The sequence below is a fragment of the Pseudomonas sp. GW821-FHT02C04 genome (assembly GCF_059421845.1).
The window spans coordinates 1,087,366-1,107,140 of sequence record NZ_JBWKVT010000001.1 but is presented as its reverse complement, the minus strand read 5'-3'; the positions used below and the strand labels follow the sequence as shown (position 1 = coordinate 1,107,140).

Annotated in this window: 19 protein-coding genes; 7 read left to right on the top strand and 12 right to left on the bottom strand. The window is 61.5% G+C overall.

What is annotated here, in order from left to right:
• The first annotated feature begins 61 nt into the window (after positions 1–61).
• The 5 genes from AC07VV_RS05030 to AC07VV_RS05010 are packed head-to-tail and all read left to right on the top strand — an operon-like array spanning position 62 to position 5,643.
• Complete coding sequence (locus AC07VV_RS05030) at positions 62–1,726, top strand: AMP-binding protein (protein ID WP_495035520.1); 1,665 nt, start codon at positions 62–64, stop codon at positions 1,724–1,726.
• 16 nt (positions 1,727–1,742) lie between these two features.
• Positions 1,743–2,504: an SDR family NAD(P)-dependent oxidoreductase gene (locus tag AC07VV_RS05025; RefSeq protein WP_011334280.1), complete on the top strand. Its 762-nt coding sequence runs from the start codon at positions 1,743–1,745 to the stop codon at positions 2,502–2,504.
• Positions 2,505–2,516: 12 nt separating this feature from the next.
• Positions 2,517–3,707, top strand: coding sequence for an acetyl-CoA C-acyltransferase (locus AC07VV_RS05020; protein WP_007951273.1), 1,191 nt, complete (start codon positions 2,517–2,519; stop codon positions 3,705–3,707).
• 20 nt (positions 3,708–3,727) lie between these two features.
• Complete coding sequence (locus AC07VV_RS05015) at positions 3,728–4,855, top strand: acyl-CoA dehydrogenase (RefSeq protein WP_495035519.1); 1,128 nt, start codon at positions 3,728–3,730, stop codon at positions 4,853–4,855.
• A gap of 14 nt (positions 4,856–4,869) precedes the next feature.
• Entirely contained in the window at positions 4,870–5,643 is a 774-nt protein-coding gene (locus tag AC07VV_RS05010) for an enoyl-CoA hydratase (protein WP_085730850.1), read from the top strand.
• Between the two features lie 37 nt (positions 5,644–5,680).
• Here AC07VV_RS05010 and AC07VV_RS05005 read toward each other — a convergent pair whose 3' ends face one another.
• Both AC07VV_RS05005 and AC07VV_RS05000 read right to left on the bottom strand, forming a co-directional pair.
• Positions 5,681–6,832: an acyl-CoA dehydrogenase family protein gene (locus AC07VV_RS05005; RefSeq protein ID WP_495035518.1), complete on the bottom strand. Its 1,152-nt coding sequence runs from the start codon at positions 6,830–6,832 to the stop codon at positions 5,681–5,683.
• Positions 6,833–6,835: 3 nt separating this feature from the next.
• Positions 6,836–7,942, bottom strand: a complete 1,107-nt coding sequence (locus AC07VV_RS05000; RefSeq protein WP_495035517.1) for an enoyl-CoA hydratase/isomerase family protein — start codon at positions 7,940–7,942, stop codon at positions 6,836–6,838.
• A gap of 280 nt (positions 7,943–8,222) precedes the next feature.
• Between AC07VV_RS05000 and AC07VV_RS04995 the strand changes: the two genes are divergently transcribed.
• Positions 8,223–8,702, top strand: a complete 480-nt coding sequence (locus AC07VV_RS04995) for a hypothetical protein (RefSeq protein WP_495035516.1) — start codon at positions 8,223–8,225, stop codon at positions 8,700–8,702.
• Between the two features lie 34 nt (positions 8,703–8,736).
• Here AC07VV_RS04995 and AC07VV_RS04990 read toward each other — a convergent pair whose 3' ends face one another.
• The 9 genes from AC07VV_RS04990 to argH form a co-directional block, all read right to left on the bottom strand.
• Positions 8,737–9,423, bottom strand: coding sequence for an HPP family protein (locus AC07VV_RS04990; protein WP_495035515.1), 687 nt, complete (start codon positions 9,421–9,423; stop codon positions 8,737–8,739).
• A 159-nt stretch (positions 9,424–9,582) separates the two neighbouring features.
• On the bottom strand, positions 9,583–10,761 hold the full coding sequence (locus AC07VV_RS04985; RefSeq protein ID WP_495035514.1) for an MFS transporter: 1,179 nt from the start codon (positions 10,759–10,761) through the stop codon (positions 9,583–9,585).
• A gap of 16 nt (positions 10,762–10,777) precedes the next feature.
• Positions 10,778–12,130 carry an MmgE/PrpD family protein gene (locus AC07VV_RS04980; RefSeq protein WP_495035513.1) on the bottom strand — a complete coding sequence of 451 codons (1,353 nt, stop codon included), beginning with the start codon at positions 12,128–12,130 and terminating at the stop codon, positions 10,778–10,780.
• Positions 12,127–13,017, bottom strand: a complete 891-nt coding sequence (locus tag AC07VV_RS04975) for a polysaccharide deacetylase family protein (protein WP_495035512.1) — start codon at positions 13,015–13,017, stop codon at positions 12,127–12,129. Before AC07VV_RS04975 ends, AC07VV_RS04980 begins: the two co-directional genes overlap by 4 nt.
• Positions 13,010–13,858 (bottom strand): polysaccharide deacetylase family protein, encoded by an 849-nt coding sequence (locus AC07VV_RS04970; RefSeq protein WP_495035511.1) that lies wholly within the window; start codon positions 13,856–13,858, stop codon positions 13,010–13,012. The genes AC07VV_RS04975 and AC07VV_RS04970 overlap by 8 nt, the downstream gene beginning before the upstream one ends.
• 56 nt (positions 13,859–13,914) lie before the next feature.
• Positions 13,915–14,739 (bottom strand): ABC transporter substrate-binding protein, encoded by an 825-nt coding sequence (locus AC07VV_RS04965; protein ID WP_096821470.1) that lies wholly within the window; start codon positions 14,737–14,739, stop codon positions 13,915–13,917.
• Between the two features lie 39 nt (positions 14,740–14,778).
• Positions 14,779–15,543: an amino acid ABC transporter ATP-binding protein gene (locus tag AC07VV_RS04960; RefSeq protein ID WP_096821469.1), complete on the bottom strand. Its 765-nt coding sequence runs from the start codon at positions 15,541–15,543 to the stop codon at positions 14,779–14,781.
• Positions 15,544–15,563: 20 nt separating this feature from the next.
• Positions 15,564–16,442: an amino acid ABC transporter permease gene (locus tag AC07VV_RS04955; RefSeq protein ID WP_096821468.1), complete on the bottom strand. Its 879-nt coding sequence runs from the start codon at positions 16,440–16,442 to the stop codon at positions 15,564–15,566.
• Positions 16,443–16,504: 62 nt separating this feature from the next.
• Positions 16,505–17,932 (bottom strand): argininosuccinate lyase, encoded by a 1,428-nt coding sequence (gene argH, locus AC07VV_RS04950; protein ID WP_495035510.1) that lies wholly within the window; start codon positions 17,930–17,932, stop codon positions 16,505–16,507.
• A 310-nt stretch (positions 17,933–18,242) separates the two neighbouring features.
• On the opposite strand from argH, the gene AC07VV_RS04945 reads away from it, so the two are divergent.
• The gene (locus AC07VV_RS04945; RefSeq protein WP_096821466.1) at positions 18,243–19,208 is read left to right on the top strand and encodes a LysR family transcriptional regulator; all 966 of its coding nucleotides are present in this window, start codon (positions 18,243–18,245) and stop codon (positions 19,206–19,208) included.
• Position 19,209: 1 nt separating this feature from the next.
• Here the strand turns inward: AC07VV_RS04945 and AC07VV_RS04940 are convergent, their stop codons facing one another.
• Positions 19,210–19,728: a GNAT family N-acetyltransferase gene (locus AC07VV_RS04940; RefSeq protein ID WP_495035509.1), complete on the bottom strand. Its 519-nt coding sequence runs from the start codon at positions 19,726–19,728 to the stop codon at positions 19,210–19,212.
• Positions 19,729–19,775: the final 47 nt, after the last annotated feature.

Below are 19,775 nucleotides of genomic sequence, written 5' to 3'. Positions count from 1 at the left end.
CGAGTATTCCTCTGTTGTTTACGGTTCCCCAACCTAATAAAAACACAGAGGGATTCTGGCAATGCGCGATTACTTGTCTGCCACCCAGCAGTTTGATTATCAGCACACCGTGGACGCCGCACTCAGCGGCACGCTCGAGGCGCTCAACGCCTGCGTCGAATGTTGTGACCGTCACGCCTTGCCTGGGCGCATCGCGCTGTTCTGGGAAGGCCGCGACGGCGCCAGTGCGACGTACACCTTCAGCGATCTGCAGGACAAAGCCGCGCGTTTCGCCAATTTCCTTCTCGCCCAGGGCGTGCAGAAAGGCGACAAGGTCGCCGGCCTGCTGCCGCGCAATATCGAATTGCTGATCACCGTGTTCGCCACCTGGCGCATCGGCGCGGTGTATCAACCGCTGTTCACCGCGTTCGGCCCGAAAGCGCTCGAGCATCGCCTGAACAGCTCCGGCGCCAAAGTCGTGGTCACCGATGCGGTCAACCGGCCGAAGCTTGCCGAAGTCGCCGACTGCCCGACGCTGGTCACCGTCGGCGGTCCGAAAGGCCAGGGCATTGTCCGTGGCGATTTCAGTTTCTGGGCCGAGCTGCCCAACCATTCCAATGTCTGCGAACCGGTGATGCTGACCGGTGAAGACCCGTTCCTGCTGATGTTCACCTCGGGCACCACCGGCCCGTCGAAAGCGCTGTCGGTGCCGCTCAAGGCAGTCGTGGCGTTCCAGAGCTACACCCGCGACGCCGTGGATCTGCGTCCGGAAGATGCGTTCTGGAACGTCGCCGATCCGGGTTGGGCCTATGGCATTTATTTTGGCGTAACCGGCCCGTTGTCGATGGGCCACCCAATCACCTTCTACGATGGCCCGTTCACCCTCGAAAGCACCTGCCGGGTGATCAACAAATACGGCATCACCAACCTCACCGGGTCGCCTACGGCTTATCGCCTGTTGATTGCCGGTGGTGATGAGTTCGCCAAATCGATCAAGGGCAAGCTGCGCATCGTCAGCAGCGCCGGCGAACCGTTGAACCCGGAAGTGATCCGCTGGTTCGCTGACAACCTCGGCGTGGTCATTCACGACCATTACGGCCAGACCGAACTGGGCATGGTGCTGTGCAACCACCACGGCCTCGAACACCCGATCCACCTCGGCGCCGCCGGTTTTGCTTCGCCGGGCCATCGCATCGTGGTGCTCGACGAGCAGAACAACGAACTCGGCGTCGGTCAGCCAGGCATTCTCGCCATCGACCGCACGCAATCGCCAATGTGCTGGTTCGCCGGTTACGAAGGTGCACCGACCAAGGCCTTCGTCGGCGATTACTACCTGAGCGGCGACACCGTCGAGTGGAACCCGGACGGCAGCATCAGCTTCGTCGGTCGCAGTGACGACGTGATCACCACTTCAGGCTATCGGGTCGGCCCGTTCGACGTTGAAAGCGCACTGATCGAGCACCCGGCGGTGGTCGAAGCGGCAGTGGTCGGCAAACCCGATCCCGAGCGCACAGAACTGGTGAAAGCCTTCGTTGTGCTCAATCCGCAATACCGTGCGGAACCGGCGCTGGCCGAAGAACTGCGCCAACACGTGCGCAAACGTCTGGCCGCGCATTCGTACCCCCGTGAAATCGAATTTGTCAGCGAGTTGCCGAAAACCCCGAGCGGCAAATTGCAGCGCTTTATCTTGCGCAACCAGGAAATCGCCAAGGCTCAAGAGGCTGCGGCGCACAACGTTTCAGCTTGAATCCAAGGAAACAGTCATGCAGATCGAGAACAAGGTTTTTATCGTCACCGGCGGCGCGTCCGGCCTGGGTGCCGCCACCGCTGAGCTGTTGGTTGCCGCTGGCGCCAAAGTGATGCTGGTGGACATGAACGCCGAAGCCGTTGCCGCTCAGGCTCAGCGCCTCGGCGCGCAAAGTGTCGTGGCCGACATCAGCAACGAAGCCGCCGCCGAAGCCGCTGTTCAGGCAACGGTAAAAGCTTTCGGCAGCCTCAATGGACTGGTGAACTGCGCCGGGATCGTTCGCGGCGAGAAAATCCTCGGCAAGAACGGCCCTCACGCCTTGTCCAGCTTCGCGCAGGTGATCAACGTCAACCTGATCGGCAGCTTCAACATGCTGCGTCTGGCGGCAGCTGCGATTGCCGAAAGCGAAGCCAACGCTGACGGCGAGCGCGGCGTGATCATCAACACCGCCTCCGTCGCTGCATTCGACGGCCAGATTGGCCAGGCCGCGTATTCCGCGTCCAAAGGCGCTATCGCCAGCCTGACCTTGCCCGCCGCCCGTGAACTGGCGCGCTTCGGCATCCGCGTGATGACCATCGCCCCGGGCATTTTCGAAACCCCGATGATGGCCGGCATGACCCCGGAAGTGCGCGACTCGCTGGCCGCCGGCGTGCCGTTCCCGCCGCGTCTGGGCAAACCCGCCGAGTACGCCGCGCTGGTGCGGCATATCATTGAAAACAGCATGCTCAACGGCGAGGTGATCCGTCTCGACGGCGCCTTGCGCATGGCCGCCAAATAAGGAGGATTTCTCATGACCATCTCCAACGATCCGATTGTCATTGTCAGTGCCGTTCGTACCCCGATGGGTGGTTTTCAGGGCGAACTGAAAAGCCTGACTGCGCCGCAACTCGGCGCGGCTGCTATCAAAGCTGCGGTTGAGCGTGCCGGTGTCGCCGCCGATGCGGTCGATGAAGTGTTGTTCGGCTGCGTACTGCCAGCCGGCCTCGGCCAGGCGCCTGCGCGTCAGGCTGCACTGGGCGCCGGGCTGGATAAATCCACCCGCTGCACCACCGTCAACAAGATGTGCGGTTCGGGCATGGAAACCACCATCCTCGCTCACGATATGCTGCTGGCCGGCAGCGCCGATGTGGTGATCGCCGGCGGCATGGAAAGCATGTCCAATTCGCCGTACCTGCTGGATCGCGCTCGCGCCGGTTACCGCATGGGCCATGGCCGGGTGCTGGATTCGATGTTCCTCGACGGTCTCGAAGACGCCTACGACAAGGGTCGTCTGATGGGCACCTTCGCCGAAGATTGCGCTGAAACCAACGACTTCAGCCGCGAAGCTCAAGATGCTTTCGCCATCGCCTCGACCACCCGCGCCCAGCAGGCAATCAAGGACGGCAGCTTCAAGGCCGAAATCGTTCCGCTGACCGTGACCGTCGGCAAGGAACAGGTTGTGATCAGCAACGACGAGCAGCCGCCAAAAGCCAAACTGGACAAGATCGCTTCGCTGAAACCGGCGTTCCGCGAGGGCGGCACCGTAACCGCTGCCAACTCCAGCTCGATCTCCGACGGCGCCGCCGCACTGGTGCTGATGCGCCAGTCGCAAGCGCAGAAACAAGGTCTGAAACCGCTGGCGGTGATTCATGGCCACGCAGCCTTCGCTGACACCCCGGGCCTGTTCCCGGTGGCACCGATCGGCGCGATCAAGAAGCTGATGAAGAAAACCGGCTGGTCGCTGGATCAGGTCGATCTGTTCGAAGTCAACGAAGCCTTCGCCGTGGTCGGCATGGCGGCGATGACCCACCTGGAAATCCCCCACGACAAACTCAACATCCACGGCGGCGCCTGCGCCCTCGGTCATCCGATCGGTGCCTCCGGTGCGCGGATTCTTGTGACCTTGCTCTCGGCCCTGCGCCAGAAAGGCCTGAAACGCGGCGTCGCGGCGATCTGCATCGGCGGCGGCGAAGCCACTGCGATGGCCGTCGAGTGCGTCTGAACCCGAGTTAAGGATTTGCCATGATTCCCAATGACGACCAACAACAAATCCGCGACATGGCCCGGCAGTTTGCCGAGGAACGGCTGAAACCGTTCGCCGCCGAGTGGGATCGCGAGCACCGCTTCCCGAAAGAAGCCATCGGCGAAATGGCCGAACTGGGCTTCTTCGGCATGCTGGTGCCGGAACAGTGGGGCGGATGCGACACCGGGTATCTGGCCTACGCCATGGCCTTGGAAGAAATCGCCGCTGGCGACGGCGCGTGCTCGACGATCATGAGCGTGCACAACTCGGTGGGCTGCGTGCCGATCCTCAAGTTCGGCAACGACGACCAGCGCGAACGCTTCCTCAAACCGTTGGCCAGCGGCGCGATGCTCGGTGCTTTCGCGTTGACCGAACCGCAGGCCGGTTCCGACGCCAGTAGCCTGAAAACCCGCGCACGGCTGGAAGGCGATCACTACGTGCTCAACGGCTGCAAACAGTTCATCACCTCCGGGCAGAACGCCGGGATCGTGATCGTGTTTGCCGTCACCGACCCGAGTGCCGGCAAGCGCGGGATCAGCGCCTTTATCGTGCCGACCGACTCGCCGGGCTACAAAGTCGCCCGCGTCGAGGACAAGCTCGGCCAGCACGCTTCGGACACCTGTCAGATTCTGTTCGAAGACGTGAAAGTGCCAGTGGCCAACCGGTTGGGTGAGGAGGGCGAGGGCTACAAGATCGCCCTGGCCAACCTTGAAGGCGGCCGCGTCGGCATCGCTTCGCAATCGGTGGGCATGGCCCGCGCCGCGTTCGAAGCGGCGCGCGATTACGCCCGCGAGCGCGACACCTTTGGCAAGCCGATCATCGAGCACCAGGCCGTGGCCTTCCGTCTCGCGGACATGGCGACCCAGATCGCCGTGGCGCGGCAGATGGTGCATTACGCCGCCGCCCTGCGTGACAGCGGTCAGCCGGCGCTGGTCGAGGCGTCGATGGCCAAACTGTTCGCCTCGGAAATGGCCGAGAAGGTTTGCTCCATGGCGTTGCAAACCCTCGGCGGTTACGGTTACCTCAACGACTTCCCGCTGGAGCGTATCTACCGCGACGTGCGGGTCTGCCAGATCTACGAAGGCACCAGCGACATTCAGCGCATGGTCATTTCGCGCAATCTTTGAGAAGGAATCTGCACATGAGTTACGAAACGATTTTGCTGGAAACCCATGGCCGCGTCGGCGTCATCACCCTGAATCGCCCGCAGGCGCTGAATGCCCTGAACGCGCAACTGGTCAGCGAAGTGAACCGCGCCCTCGATGGCCTGGAAGCCGATGCGAACATTGGTTGCATCGTTATCACCGGGTCGAAGAAAGCCTTCGCCGCTGGCGCCGACATCAAGGAAATGGCGGATCTGACCTACCCGCAGATCTACATGGACGACCTGTTCAGCGACAGCGACCGCGTGGCCAACCGGCGTAAGCCGATCATTGCCGCCGTCAACGGCTTCGCCCTCGGCGGCGGCTGTGAACTGGCGCTGATGTGCGACTTCATTCTGGCCGGCGACAATGCCAAATTCGGTCAACCGGAAATCAACCTCGGCGTGCTGCCGGGCATGGGCGGCACCCAGCGCCTGACCCGCGCCGTGGGCAAAGCCAAGGCGATGGAGATGTGCCTGAGCGGGCGTTTGATCGACGCGGTGGAAGCCGAGCGTTGCGGCATCGTCGCTCGCATCGTGCCGAGCGATGAGTTGCTGGATGAAGCGCTGAAAGTGGCTGCCGTGATTGCCAGCAAGTCGTTGCCGATTGCGATGATGGTCAAGGAAAGCGTCAACCGCGCGTTCGAAGTGAACCTGACTGAAGGCGTGCGATTCGAGCGTCGGGTGTTCCATGCGGCGTTTGCGACGCAGGATCAGAAGGAAGGGATGGCGGCGTTTGTGGCCAAGCGGTCGCCGGAGTTCCAAGGCAAGTGATGGAGTTCGCCCCCACGCATTGCGTGGGGGCGCCCAATCAGAGTTGGTAGTTCTTCAACTCCCGCGCAATCACCATCCGCTGTATCTCGCTCGACCCCTCATAAATCTGGGTAATCCGCGCATCCCGGTAGTATTTCTCCACCGGATAGTCCTCCAGATACCCATACCCGCCGTGAATCTGAATCGCTGACGAGCACACCTTTTCAGCCATTTCCGAAGCAAACAGTTTGGCCTGCGAAGCCTCAGACAGACACGGTTTGCCTGCTGTACGCAGCCGCGCCGCATGCAGGATCATCAAGCGTGCCGCGTTGATCTGCATCTGCATGTCCGCCAGCAGGTTGGCGATGCTCTGGTGCTCGATGATCGCCTTGCCGAACTGCACCCGATCACGGGCGTAACCCAGCGCCGCTTCAAACGCTGCACGGGCGATGCCCAGTGCTTGCGCGGCAATGCCGATGCGTCCGCCTTCAAGGTTGGAGAGAGCAATGGCCAGGCCTTTGCCGCGCTCACCCAGCAGATTGGCTTCGGGAATACGGCAATCGTTTAACGTCACCGCGCAGGTGTCGGAGGCACGGATGCCCATCTTGTGTTCGGTGCGGTCGACAATGAAGCCCGGCGTATCGGTCGGCACCAGAAACGCGGAAATACCGCGCTTGCCAAGATCGGGATCGGTGACGGCAAACACAATCGCCAGTTTCGCCCGCTTGCCGTTGCTGACGAATTGCTTGGCGCCGTTGATCACCCATTGCCCGTCACGCAGTTCGGCGCGGGTGCGCAGGTTGTGCGCTTCGGAGCCGGCCTGGGGTTCGGTCAGGCAGAAGCAGCCGATCACTGCGCCGCTGGCCAGATCCGCCAGCCAGGTCTGTTTCTGTTCCTCGCTGCCGTAGTTGAGTACCGGCCCGCAGCCCACTGAGTTGTGAATGCTCATGAACGCACCGGTGGCGCCGTCACCGGCGGAAATCTCTTCCACCGCCAGCGCATAAGCCACGTAGTCGACGTACGTGCCGCCCCATTCCTCCGGTACCACCATGCCCAGCAGGCCGAGTTCGCCCATCTTCGCCACCAGACCGTCATCGATCCAGCCGGCCTTTTCCCAGGCTTGGGCGTGGGGGGCGATTTCGCCACGGGCAAAGTCCCGGGCCATGTCGCGGATCATTACCTGGTCTTCAGTCAATTCGAGATCGTGCATGGCTCAGCTCCCGCTCTCAGCGAAACCGTGGAAGAAACTCGCGATGTGCTCGGCGTGCAGCGCGGCAAGGGTCGGCGGGTTCCAGCGTGGTGATTTGTCTTTGTCGATCAGCAAGGCGCGCACGCCTTCGATCAGGTCGCCGCGTTCGAACCACTGGCGATCCAGATGCAGTTCGAGGACGAAGCAGTGTTCCAGGCTCAGGTGCCGGCCGCGACGCAGCATTTCCAGGGTCACGCCCATGGCCAGCGGCGAGCGGGTTTCCAGCAGGTCGGCGGTGGTGGTCGCCCATTCGTGGCTGTCGGCAACGGTCACGGCGCGCAATTGCTCGACGATGCTCGGCACATCTGGCAAGGCGAAGAAGTGGTCGATGGCCGGGCGCAAGGCTTCAAGCGGCGCATCCGGCAGGGTTTGCACGGCGTGACGGGCCAGCAGGTTTTGCAGGTCTTTCAGCGGCGTATCGTGCCATTGCAACTGATCGAGTTGCTCGTCGAGGGTGCCGAGTTTGCTGCTGTCCAGATACCAGTCGGCGAGGCCGCAATACAGCGCATCCGCCGCACGAATCTGCACGCCGCTGACGCCCAGGTAAATACCCAGTTCGCCGGGAATGCGCGGCAGGAAATAACTGCCGCCGACATCCGGGAAATACCCGATGGCCACTTCCGGCATCGCCAGACGACTCTTCTCGGTGACCACCCGCAGATCGGCGCCTTGCACCAGGCCCATGCCACCGCCGAGGACGAAGCCGTCCATCAATGCCAGCACCGGTTTGCGGTAATGGTGAATCGTCAGGTCGAGAGCGTATTCCTCGACGAAGAAATCTTCGTGCAGCGTGTCGCCGCTTTTATGGCTGTCGTACAGGGAACGAATGTCGCCACCGGCACAGAAGGCTTTCTCGCCGGCACCGCGCAGCACGACCGCGTGAATATCAGCATCACCGGCCCAGGCGTCCAGGTATTGCTGGAGCTGGCGCACCATGTCGAGGGTCAGGGCATTGAGGCCGGCGGGGCGATTGAGGGTCAGATGACCGATGTGATTGCGAACCTCGGCCAGCACTTCGTGTGGCGTGGCATCCATGGACGAAGTCCGCGGGGATGAAGCCTGAGCAGTCATCACTAACTCCCTGCTTTTATTGTCTTTATTCGAGAAGCTCGCGCGCGAGCGTTAGCGGATCGTAACAGTGCAAATTTGCCGTGTACAACGGGGATATGTGCACGGGCTGTCTGCATTTTTGCCTTGACCACAAAATGAAAAATTGTGGCCGGAGCGCCGGCGCCTGCTAGGCTGCGCGGCGGTTGCGACGAGCCCGCAAACAGACCTTCGCTTCAACAGCGTCTGCAACAGAAACACGGCGTTTTTTTCACCAGAGCTCAACGCGCAATGGAGTCGCACCATGTCAATCACAAGGTATTCAACAGGCAGACTGATCGTTGTGTTGCTACTGCTGCTGACGGTTATCAATGTCGCAGCGTTGGCGTTTGTCCTGCGTGGCGGGCTTTCCAGGGCGTATGGCATGGAGATGATCAGGACCAAAGAACCCTTGCTGATCGCGGGGAGTGGCGATGATGAACACTATTACGTGCTGCCCGCCAGCACGACGCTTTATTACGACAAAAGCTACCCCGAAGGTTTTAGTCGTTACATGGTCTTTTTCAATCACAAGGGTGTTATTGCCGGCGATCCAGTGCCGATGAAACCCGAGTATGGAGGATCATTGATTGATCCTCGCTGGTTGTCGAATGTCGATGCCGACACGTTGAAAGACATGTTCAAACGTTTTCCGCTCTCCAAAAAAGACATCGCCGCCGCTATCAAGGCCAATGAAATCACCAAAGAGGATCTGACGGACATCATCCGGTCGATGCCGGATTGATCCATTTTCAGGGCGTTGCAGCAGGACGCCTTTGTCAGGTGAACACTTGGCCAATGCTCCGCCGCTTGGCATGCAGTTCGCTGGCATGAATCAACTGCTCCAGATCCTCCGGCGTGACATCGATAAACGCCTCCATGTCCGCCAGCGCCAGTTTCAGGTCTTCTGCCGTGATGGCCTGCGTATCGATCGGCGCCACGGCCGGCGCGGGTTCGGCGGGGCGTTTCGGGTAGCGGATGCGGGTCAGGTTGTTGAATGCCAGCGCGCTGAGCAGCATGCACGCAGCGCTGAGCATGACCGGTTCCAGGGCTCTCCAGTCCATGGCGATGGTGGTCGGGTCGGCCAGCACCATGGTCAAGGCCACCGCGCCGGCCGGTGGGTGCAGGCAGCGCAGCCAGCACATCAGGATCAGCGCCATGCCCGCCGCCAGGCACGCGCTGCCCAGGGTTCGGCCGAGGACGTGGGCCACCAGCAATGCCACGACACCCGCACACAGGTAGCCGCCGATGATTGACCACGGCTGGGCGAGGGCGCCGGAGGACACAGCGAACAGCAACACCGCCGATGCACCCAACGGGCCGATCAGGTGGTAGGCGACTTCGATGCCGAACACCTGACTGCACACCCAGACACTGACCAGCGTGCCCAGCGCCATGCCGATGGCGGCGCGGCTCCATTCGGTGGGGCGGGTGTTGATGGCGGCGGGCAACCAGCGAGCGAGCATGAAGAACCGATCCTCTTGGGGAAACTGAAGGCAAAAAAAAGGACTTGTCCGTCAATCCGGAAAGTCCTTCGAAGTGTTCCAACTATTGGGGGAGGAACGCGCACAGTGTGCCAAGCAATCTCGATGCTGACAAATTCATATAAATGCATCTTCAATGCATTATTTATGAAGTAAAGCCACTCGGCGTCCGCTCATGAAGCACAGGAGCCCGCCCATCGCGGTCAGTGCGCTGAGCGCGTAGAACATGGTCGGCGCCGGCGTGTGCATCAACAGGAAACCGCAGATCACCGGACTCAATGCACCGCCCAATGCGGCGAGGTTCTGCGCGCCGTAATAACTGCCGCGCAATTCTTCCGGGGCCAGGGTATCGACGAACAGGAACTCCGACGGATAAATGATCATCTCGCCGAGGGTGAAGATGAACATTGCGATACACCAGCTCACCAGGCTGTCGGCGAGGCTGAAACCGATCAGGCCGAGGATGAACAGACTGGTGCCGGCGGCAATCCAGTAGCGCAGCTTTTCCCGGTTGAGAAAGCGGCCGATCTGGTACTGCAACAGGATCACCGCGATGGCGTTGCAAGCGAGCAGGGCGGCCATGGTTTGCAGGGCGCGCTGCGAGTCTTCGACCACCAGCAGGTATTGCGACAGGTACAGCGTGAAGCGCCCGTGGACCACGGTGCTGAGCAGACAGCCGCAGGTGAACATGATCAGCGTGCGGTCGTTTTTCAGGGTGACCAGGGTTTTCAGGAAGCTTTGCGGCTGGCCGATGGCGGCGACCGGGCTGGCGTCCTTGGGGATGCCGATCATCAGGAAGATGCTGCCGAAAGCGATACCGGCAGCAATCAGGAACGGCGCAATCGGGTACACCCCGGCGATCACCACACCCAGCATCGGGCCGGTGGCGTAGCCGATGTTGGTCAGGGTGTAGCGCAGCGAAAACGCCTTGGCCCGCTGACCCATGGGCAGATTTTCACTGAGGATCGCCTTGGAACCGATCAGGAACAACGCCGAGGCGGTTTCGGTGATGACCAGGGTCGCGGTCGTCAGGTAAAGGTCTTTGGCGAAGGTCAGCAGCACGAAGCCGACTGCACTGGACAGCATCGCCAGAATCAGCAACCGACGCTTCTCGAGTCGGTCGATGATGTAGCCGCCGTACAGCGCAAGCAGGGTGGCGATGAACACCGCGATACCCAGCAGCAACCCGACGTCCTGTTGGTTGAGGCCGAGCTTGTTGCTCAAGAACAGCGTGAGCAAAGGGCTGGTGATGGCGCGGCTGACGACGATGGTCAGCGAAACGATCATCAGGCGGCGGATAACGAGCGAGTAGGTGGCCACGGAAAATCAAATGTCCTTATTCGGTTAACAGGTGCTCGAGATCGCGCACGGAATCCAGCGTTTGCAGTTGCCGCAACTGCGCCAGCAGCCGTTCAGCCTTGGCTGCTGAACTCACGCGCAACGCCAGACTGAGAAACTTTTCCTCCAGCGCCGCCTCGCTCAGTGGATTGCCCGGTGCCCCCAGCGGCACCTCGACGCACAGATTCGCCTGACGCCCGTCGCGGGTTCGAACAATGACCACCGGCTCGCCATCCTCCGACAGACGCTCATCCACTTCAAGGCGAATGCGCGTCAGCCATTGAGCAATGCGCGGATCGTTGCGCGGCTGCTCATCGTAAGCCTCGAGCCGACAGTGCCCGTGCACCAGTCGCGTGGTGAGGGCGTAAGGCAGGCTCATCTGCGCAGCGGCGAGGCTGCGGGTGTCGCGACCGCCGCACATGTCGAGCAGAAACCCGCACAGGTTCACCTGGACGTCTTCCACCTGATCGGCGTCGACTTGCAATTGCTCCAGCAACAAGCCGAGCGCATCGATCGCCGAATGAGTGCCACGGCAGGCAGCGTAGGGTTTGATCGAACAGCGCGCGAGTTTCCAGACCTGTCCCAACTCGGCGTCCAATGCATCCGGTTGCGCGCTACCCGGCGCGAGGGTCTTGAGAAATCCACCCCAGACATCATCGAACAATACCGACGGCCCACTGACACCTTCGCGAGCAAAACGCGCCGCCAGCAAACCACCTTCGGCTGCACGGCCACTGTGCAGTTTCTTGCTTTGCGAACCGTCGTGGATGAACGCCCACAACCCGCCACTGAAACTGCCGGCGATGCCCAGCGCCGATACGGTTTGCCCTGCATCCAGGGTAAAGATCCGCGCACAGGCCGCCGCCGCGCCGAACACGCCGCAGGTGGCGGTGGAGTGCCAACCGGCGCCGTTGTGCGCGGAATAACTGCCGCAGGCTTCCAGCACCCGCCGGCCGATTTCGTAGCCGATCACCACGGCGGTGATGAACTCGCGACCGTCCACCGGCCGATCCACCAGCGACAGCGCGGCCATCACCGCCGGCAGCACCACCGCGCCGGAATGATCGCAACCGCCGGTATCGTCCAGCTCCAGCGCATGGGCGGCGATGCCGTTGAGCAATGCTGCATGCCCGGCGCCGACACGCAGTGATGAACCCCAGACCAGTGCGGTGCCCGGTTCGGCGCCGAACACCTGCCGAGCCTGAAGCGCCACCGCACTGTCGGCCCCGGCCAGCGCGGCACCGAAGGTATCGAGAATGTGCCGTTGGGCCTGTGCCACCAACGCCGGGGGCAGATCTTCAAACCGGGTCTCGACGCAAAACTGCGCCAGCCGCTGCATGCGTTCGGTCATACGAGGTAGTCCCGATAGTGGCGTTCATACACTGACGCCGGGTGATCCTGTGCGACCGGCGCCGCCGTTTGCGCCCACCATTGCGCGACTTCGGCGCCGGTGGCGATCCACACGTCGTCGTGCTGTTGAATGCCTTGCAGCAATTCACGCAACACACCGATACGCCCCGGCGTGGCGATGATTTCCGGGTGCAGGCGCAGCACGTAGCACAGGCCGAAGCGGAGGAACCCGGCGAAGTCCATTTGCAGGTTGCCGAGGGTGTGGCTGTAGGAAGCGATTCGCGATTGTGCCGGCGGCACGGCCGGGCTCAGGTTGAAGGCGAAGTAGGGTTCGTCTTCCAGTTCGTAATGCAGCGGCAGCTCGACCACTTCGGGCGCGGTCGGGTGACAGAACGGCAGGTCATCGCCACGCCAGGACGAAGACCAGTGAATGCCGTGATCTTTCAAGGCTTCGATGAACCCCGGTGCACCGTTGCCCGCAGGAATCCGAAAACCGGTTGGACGCACGCCGGTCAATGCTTCCAGCGCTGCACAACCCTTGGCGACTTCTGCGCTTTGCGCCGCCAGATCCAGCGTGTCGTAATCCTGATGGCGGTAACCGGCGCAGGCGATTTCATGGCCGTCAGCGTGTATCGCGGCGATGTGCTGCGGATTTTCCTCGGCGACGATGCCGGGCACGAACCAACTACTGCGCACCCCGAGTTCCCTGAACAGACCGAGCAAGCGCTCGACGCCGCGTTGCGTGCCGTAGCGCCACACCGACAGCGTCTTGTCGCGCCCGGCGACTTCCGGGGCCTGAGTGAGAATGCCGTGGATGTCGTTGTAATCGACGGTCAGCACCACCGCGCAGCGTTTGCCGGCGGGCCAGAGGTTTTCAGCGTCAGCCATGGTGATGCTCCTTCAGCCACCAGCGCGCGACGTCACGGCAGGTGGCGAACCACACGTCATCGCGCTGGCGCATGTGTTCGAAGAGTTTCTCCAGCAACAGGATGCGCCCCGGTTTGCCGGTGATTTTCGGGTGGAACAGGGTGGTCAGGCACAGTCCCTCGTCCATCGCGCCGTCGTACTCGCGTTGCCAGTTGTCGAGGGTCAGCTCGTAGCTGGCGATGCGGTCGAGCCCGGACGGGAAGTTCGGTGCGCGGGTGTAGGCGAGGGAGGCGTAGTCGTCCATCTCCCAGCGGCCGGGGATCTCCACCAGTGGGGTGTCGTGGCCGGGGACGTTGACCAGATACGGGCGGTCATCGCCGCGCATGCTGCTGGAATAGATGACGCCGTTGTCGGCCAGCATCGCCGGGGTCTCGGCGCGCCAGTCCCCGGACGGGGTGCGAAACCCCTCGGCGCGGATGTGCAGGTATTGCCAGAAAACGTCGCGGGACTTGTTCATCACGGCCTGCTGTTGATCCAGCGTCAGGGCGTAGAAGGATTCGTGCTTGTAGCCGTGGTAGGCGACTTCATGGCCGCGCTCGACGATGGCCTGGCATTGTTTTGGCCAGTTTTCCACGACCCACGCGGGGACGAAGAAAGTGGTCGGGATCTTGAAGGTGTCGAGCAGATCCAGCAGGCGCGGCAAGGCGCGGTAGGGGCCATAGCCGCCGAAACCGAAGTATTCGGGTTTGTGCCAGATCGAACCGTTGAGCATGGCGTCGCCGGTCGGGCCGTCGAGATCGAAGGCCAGGGCGAGGCAGGCTTTGTGCTGGTCGGGCCAGGTGGGTTGCAAGGAGGACATCAAGGGCGCTCCAGCTGTTCATGAAAAAGCGCCGACCGGTTGGGTCGGCGCTGACCGGTTTACTTGCCGGCGTTAATGGTCACGTCCTTGATCGCACCCAGTTCCAGATCCCACTTCTTCAGGATCGCGTTGTAGCTGCCGTCATCCACCATGCTTTGCAACGCCACTTTCACCGCTTCACTCAGCTCAGGTTTCTTCTTGCTCACCCCCAACCCGGTGAACTGCACGGAGATCGGCTGGCCGACCGTCTTGTACATGTCCTTTTCCTGGGTCTTGAGGTACGACAGGGTTTCGCTGCCCTGCATCGCCGCATCAATACGGCTCTGACGCAGTTGGGCGCGGGCGTCGGCCGAGCCTTCGGTGCCGATCACGTTGATCGCCGGTTTGCCTGCCGCCTCACAGTGCTCCTTGCTCCACGCGGCGATTTCCGCCGGGAACGTGGTGCGGCGGCTGGTGCCGACTTTCTTGCCGCACAGGTCGGTGATTTCGTTGGTCGCGGTGTTCTTCTGCAAGGTGTAGAACTGCGGGCCGCTGGTGAAGTAGTCGACGAAGGTCACGCTGGCCTGACGCTCGGCGGTGTCGGTCATGCCCGACAGCACGATGTCGACGCGGTCGGTGGTCAGGGCGTTGATCATTTGCTCGAAGCCGGTTTCCTGCCACTTGATCTTGATCCCGAGGCGTTCGGCCAGGGCGTTGCCCAGGTCGTAGTCCAGACCGGTGAGCTTGTTGGTGGCCGGGTCCTTGAAATCCATCGGCGGGTAGTTGGGCATGATCGCGACGACGATCTCGCCTTTTTCCTTGATGCCGGCCGGCAATTCGGCGGCGAAGCTGACGCTGGAAGCCATCAGGCCTGCGAGTACTGCTGGGATAACGAAGTTCTTCATGGACGTTCTCTTATGAGTGTTGTGAAGGCCAAAGGGGCCTCAGGTTCGAACGGCAGAAATGAAGCTTTGGGTGCGCGGGTTTTGCGGACTTATTAGTATTTCTTCGGGGCTTCCAGCCTCCACGATCTGCCCGCCGTCCATGAACACCATGCGGTTGGAAACCTCACGGGCGAAGCCCAGTTCATGGGTGACGACGATCATGGTCATGCCGGTCTGCGCCAGATCGCGCATCACCGACAGCACCTCACCGACCAGTTCCGGGTCGAGTGCCGAAGTGGGTTCATCGAACAGCATCAGCTTGGGTCGCATGGCCAGGGCGCGGGCAATCGCCACCCGTTGCTGCTGACCGCCCGACAACTCGATCGGGTAGCTGTCGCGTTTGTCGGCCAGGCCAACTCGGGCCAGCAGTTCCAGGGCTTCTTCGTGAGCCTCCTTGGGCGAACGCTTGAGCACCTGGCACGGGCCTTCGATGATGTTTTGCAGCACAGTCATGTGCGGAAACAGGTTGAAGCGCTGGAACACCATGCCGGTGGCCAGACGCTGACGGGCGATCTGCGACTCGTTGAGTTCGTGCAGCTTGTGCCCGACGACGCGGTAGCCCACCAGTTCGCCATCGACCCAGAGGCCGCCCTTGTCGATCTTTTCCAGCTGATTGACGCAGCGCAGCAGGGTGCTCTTGCCCGAGCCGGACGGGCCGATGATGCACAGCACTTCGCCTTGCTCGACCTCGATGTTGATGTCCTTGAGCGCGTGGTACTGGTCGTAATATTTGTTCAGGGCCACAGCCTTGACGATGCTTCTCATGTTCGATTCTCCTGCGCGGCTTACGAGCGCTTGCCGGCGCCGCGAGCGAAACGACGCTCCAGACGGCTTTGACCAAAGGACAGGACGGTGACGGTGGCCAGGTACCAGATACCGGCGACGATCAGCAGCTCCATGACCCGGGCGTTGGCGTAGTAGATGTTCTGGGCGTTGTAGAGCAGTTCCGAGTACTGGATCACGCTCGCCAGCGAGGTCATTTTCACCATGCCGATGAATTCGTTGCCGACCGGCGGAATGATGATCCGCATGGCCTGCGGCAGGATGATCCGGCGCAGCGCCTGCAGGCGCGGCATGCCGATCGACTTGGCCGCTTCGTACTGGCCGGTGTCCACAGACAGCAGGCCGGCACGCACCACTTCGGCGGTGTAGGCGCCCTGGTTGATGCTCAAGCCGAGCAGGGCGGCCACGAACGGCGTCATCAGGCTCACGGTGTCGAGTTCGAACAGGCCGGGAATGCCGATGGTGGGGAAGATCAGCGCCAGGTTGAACCACAACAGCAGTTGCAGAATCAGCGGCGTACCGCGAAACAGCCAGGTGTAGGTCAGCGCCACGTAGCGCAGGATCGGGTTGGCCGACATGCGCATGATCGCGGTGATCACCCCGAACACGATGCCCAGCGCCATGGCCAGCACGGCCATGATGATCGTGTTGAGCAGGCCCCACATGATCGCTTCGGAAGTCAGGAACTGGCCGATGTACGACCATTCGATCTTGCCTTCGGCGAAGGCCCGCACCAGGCCGATGATCGCGATCACAATCAACGTGGCGAAGAAGATTCGCCCGTAATAGCGCCGTGGCACATGCTGGTACTGGGTGATGTCGAACTGGTTTTCCGCCAGTTTGCGCTCCGCCTGGAGTCGTTCTGCCTGAGTCTGGCTCATGGTGTTTCTCCGTACACTGTACTTTCAGATCAACCCCCTCCCGGGGGGGAGGGGGATCCGGCTTAGAGGCGGAAGCCTTGGTAGTTTTCGGTCCACTGTTGTTGCACAGCGAGGGCGGTTTTCAGTCGGCCGATCTGCTCGCGCACTTGCTGCGGCGCGGTGCCGCCCCAACCGCTGCGGGCAGCGATGGCGGCTTCCAGGGTCAGGCTGTCGCGCACGTCCGCCGTCAGGCGCGGGTCGATCTCGGCCAGCAGCGCCGGCGAGGCTTCCCACAATTCGAGACTGTGTTTCTCACAGGCCTGAACCAGCGCCCCGGTGATTTCGTGGGCTTCCTTGAACGGCACGCCGCGCACCGCCAGCCAGTCGGCAACTTCGGTAGCAAGGGTGAAACCCAGCGGCGCCTGACGCCGCAGTTCCTCGACGTTGACGGTCATGGTCGCGACCATCCCGGCCATCGCCGGCAGCACCAACAGCAGGGTGTCGACGCTGTCGAGCACGCCGTTCTTGTCTTCGCTCAGGTCGCGGTTGTACGACAGAGGCAGGGATTTGAGCGTCGAGAGCAGACCGGTCAGGTTGCCGATCAGACGTCCGGCCTTGCCCCGAGCCAGCTCGGCGATGTCCGGGTTTTTCTTCTGCGGCATGATCGAACTGCCGGTGGCGTAGGCGTCGTCCAGATCGACCCAGCGGAACTGGCGCGACGACCACAGGCAGAACTCTTCGGCCAGACGCGAGATGTTGATCCCGAGCATGCTGGCGATGAACAGGAATTCGGCGACGTGATCGCGGCTGGCCACGGCGTCGATGGAGTTTTCGCAGACCCCGGCATAACCCATTTCCTTCGCTGATTGCTGTGGCTGGCGAGCGATCGCGGAACCGGCCATGGCTGCGGCACCGAGTGGCGACAGTGAGGTGCGGGCGTCCCAGTCCACCAGTCGCTGCACGTCACGCAGCATCGATTGCGAATGGGCCAGCAGGTGATGGGCGAACACGATCGGTTGCGCCTGCTGCAAGTGGGTGAAGCCCGGGCAGATGCTGTCGACGTGCTGCTCGGCCTGATTCACCAGCGCCGTTTGCAGGGCCAGGACTTCCACAGCCAGGGTGCGCACGTGATCCCGCAGGAACAGGCGCAGGTCGTTGGCGGTCTGGTCGTTGCGTGAACGGCCGGCACGCAGCTTGCCGCCCAATGCGCCGAGGCGTTCGGTCAGCAGGCGCTCGATGAAGGTGTGAACGTCTTCGTCGTCCAGGGTCGGGGCAATGCGCCCGGCAGCAAAATCGGCACCGATGCCGTCCAGGGCTTCGATCATCGTGCGGGTTTCCTGCTCGTCCAGCAGGCCGGCACGTTGCAGTTCCCCGGCGTGGGCCTTGGAGCCGGCCAGATCGTACGGCGTCAGGCGGAAATAGCGCTCGGGGCAACGGGACAGGGCCGCCAGGGCTGCGGACGGGCCGCTTTTGAAACGGGCACCCCAGAGACGGTCGGTGGTTTGAGACATTTGTTGTTTTCCTCGTCGGTAACGCGAACTGAAATCGGTGTGCTGGCCCTGAAAATCGCGCTGGCTATTTAGCGAACAGCAGCAACGGACAGAATCAGGCCAAAGCAGTTTTCAAGAGGGCAGTTGCAAAGAGACAAGAGCTGATCGAAGTGTCAGCTTTTAATGTTTGACGATCAGTGAGTTGGCACTGATGTTCGGGATTTTTTGGCGGTTGCCAAGGCTTGTTTTCTGTGATCATTATTATTAGCCGGCGATGTTTTTGTTGTTGGACACAGATTGTTGAACATTGCGCCAGAGGTAAATCAGCATTATGGAAACCCCACTTTCCAATTCCGGAAACCCGCCGCTGAAAACGGCTCACCGAGCACCGCTGGCCCTCAGCGGACTGGATTTCAAACTGCTCAAGGTGTTCAAGGCCGTGGTCGAGGCGGGAGGCTTCAGCGCCGCGCAAAACGAGCTGAACGTGGGCCTTGCGGCCATCAGCAAGCAGATCTCCGACCTGGAAATCCGCATCGGCATGCGCCTGTGTACCCGGGGGCGCGAGGGGTTTCACCTGACCGAGGAAGGGCGTCTGGTGTATCAGGCGTCGATTGATCTTTTTGCGTCGGTCGACAACTTTCGGGATCGGCTTAGTTCGGCGCAGAACGAACTTATCGGCGATCTTGGCGTGGGGGTGATCGATAATACGATCAGCGACCTTAATTCACCGTTAGTTGCCGCGCTTAAAAGAATAAATGAAGAGTCGCCGAAAGTAAGGTTTCAACTTCAGGCCACCCAGCTGGATGAGGTGGAAAGAGGGGTGGTAGAGGGGCGTCTGGTGGCGGGAATAGTGCCGGTCTATCAAAAGCGGGAAGAGTTTGATTATTACCCGTTATATGAAGAACGTTCGGAGGTTTACTGCGCTGTCGGCCATCCGTTGTTCGACATGCCTGAAGCACAAATGAACAGCGATGTGCTGCAGGATTACGAGTGCATCAACCACCGCTACGCGATCCATCGCGACAAACTCAATTTTGCCCGCTACGACAGTTTTTCCGCTTCGGCGACCCAGGTCGAAGCCGTGGCGCTGCTGATCAAGACCGGGCGCTTCGTAGGCTTCCTGCCCCGGCATTACGCGGCCACGCTGGTGGCGGCGGGGCAGTTTCGCGCAGTGCTGCCTGAGCGAATCAACATCGCCACGCCGTTCAATCTGATCCTGCGTCACAACACCGTGCGCAGTCCGTTGGTGAAGGCGTTCGCTCAGGCATTGGGCGTTGATCTGAAGGCACCGCTGTAATTCAGCCGAGCATCAATCGCATCGCGCAACGTCGCTCACCGGGCAAACCGTGGGCGATTTCGTCGTTGAGTACCTCGATCAAACGCGGTCCGGCATCCACTTCGTTCAATGGCACAAAACCCATGCGTTGATAGAACGGCGCATTCCACGGCAGGTCGCGGAAAGTGGTCAACGTGATCGCCTCAAGTTGCTGCCGTCGCGCGTGTTCAATCACGCCCAACATTAACTTGCGACCGATGCCTTGGCCCTGAAAGTGTTGGCTGACGGACAGTTCTTCGACGTGTAACTGGTTGTCGATTTCAACGGCCCTTAAAAAACCGGCAAGTTGTCCGACAGTATTTTCTGCAACCCATACATGTCCCTGCTCGATGGCCTGCAAATGCTGTGCGGCGTCGGGTACATTGCTGTCGGCCAGCCAGGCCAGGGTCGGGTCGAGGCGGAACAGCTCGGCGGCCGAGCGTTCGATGGCGGGGAGGGTGACCGCGTCGGCGGGCCGGGCGAGGCGAAGCGTGAATGTCATGCGGGAACTGCCGAAGGCTGTGATCCTGGGAAAGTCCGCAAGATCGC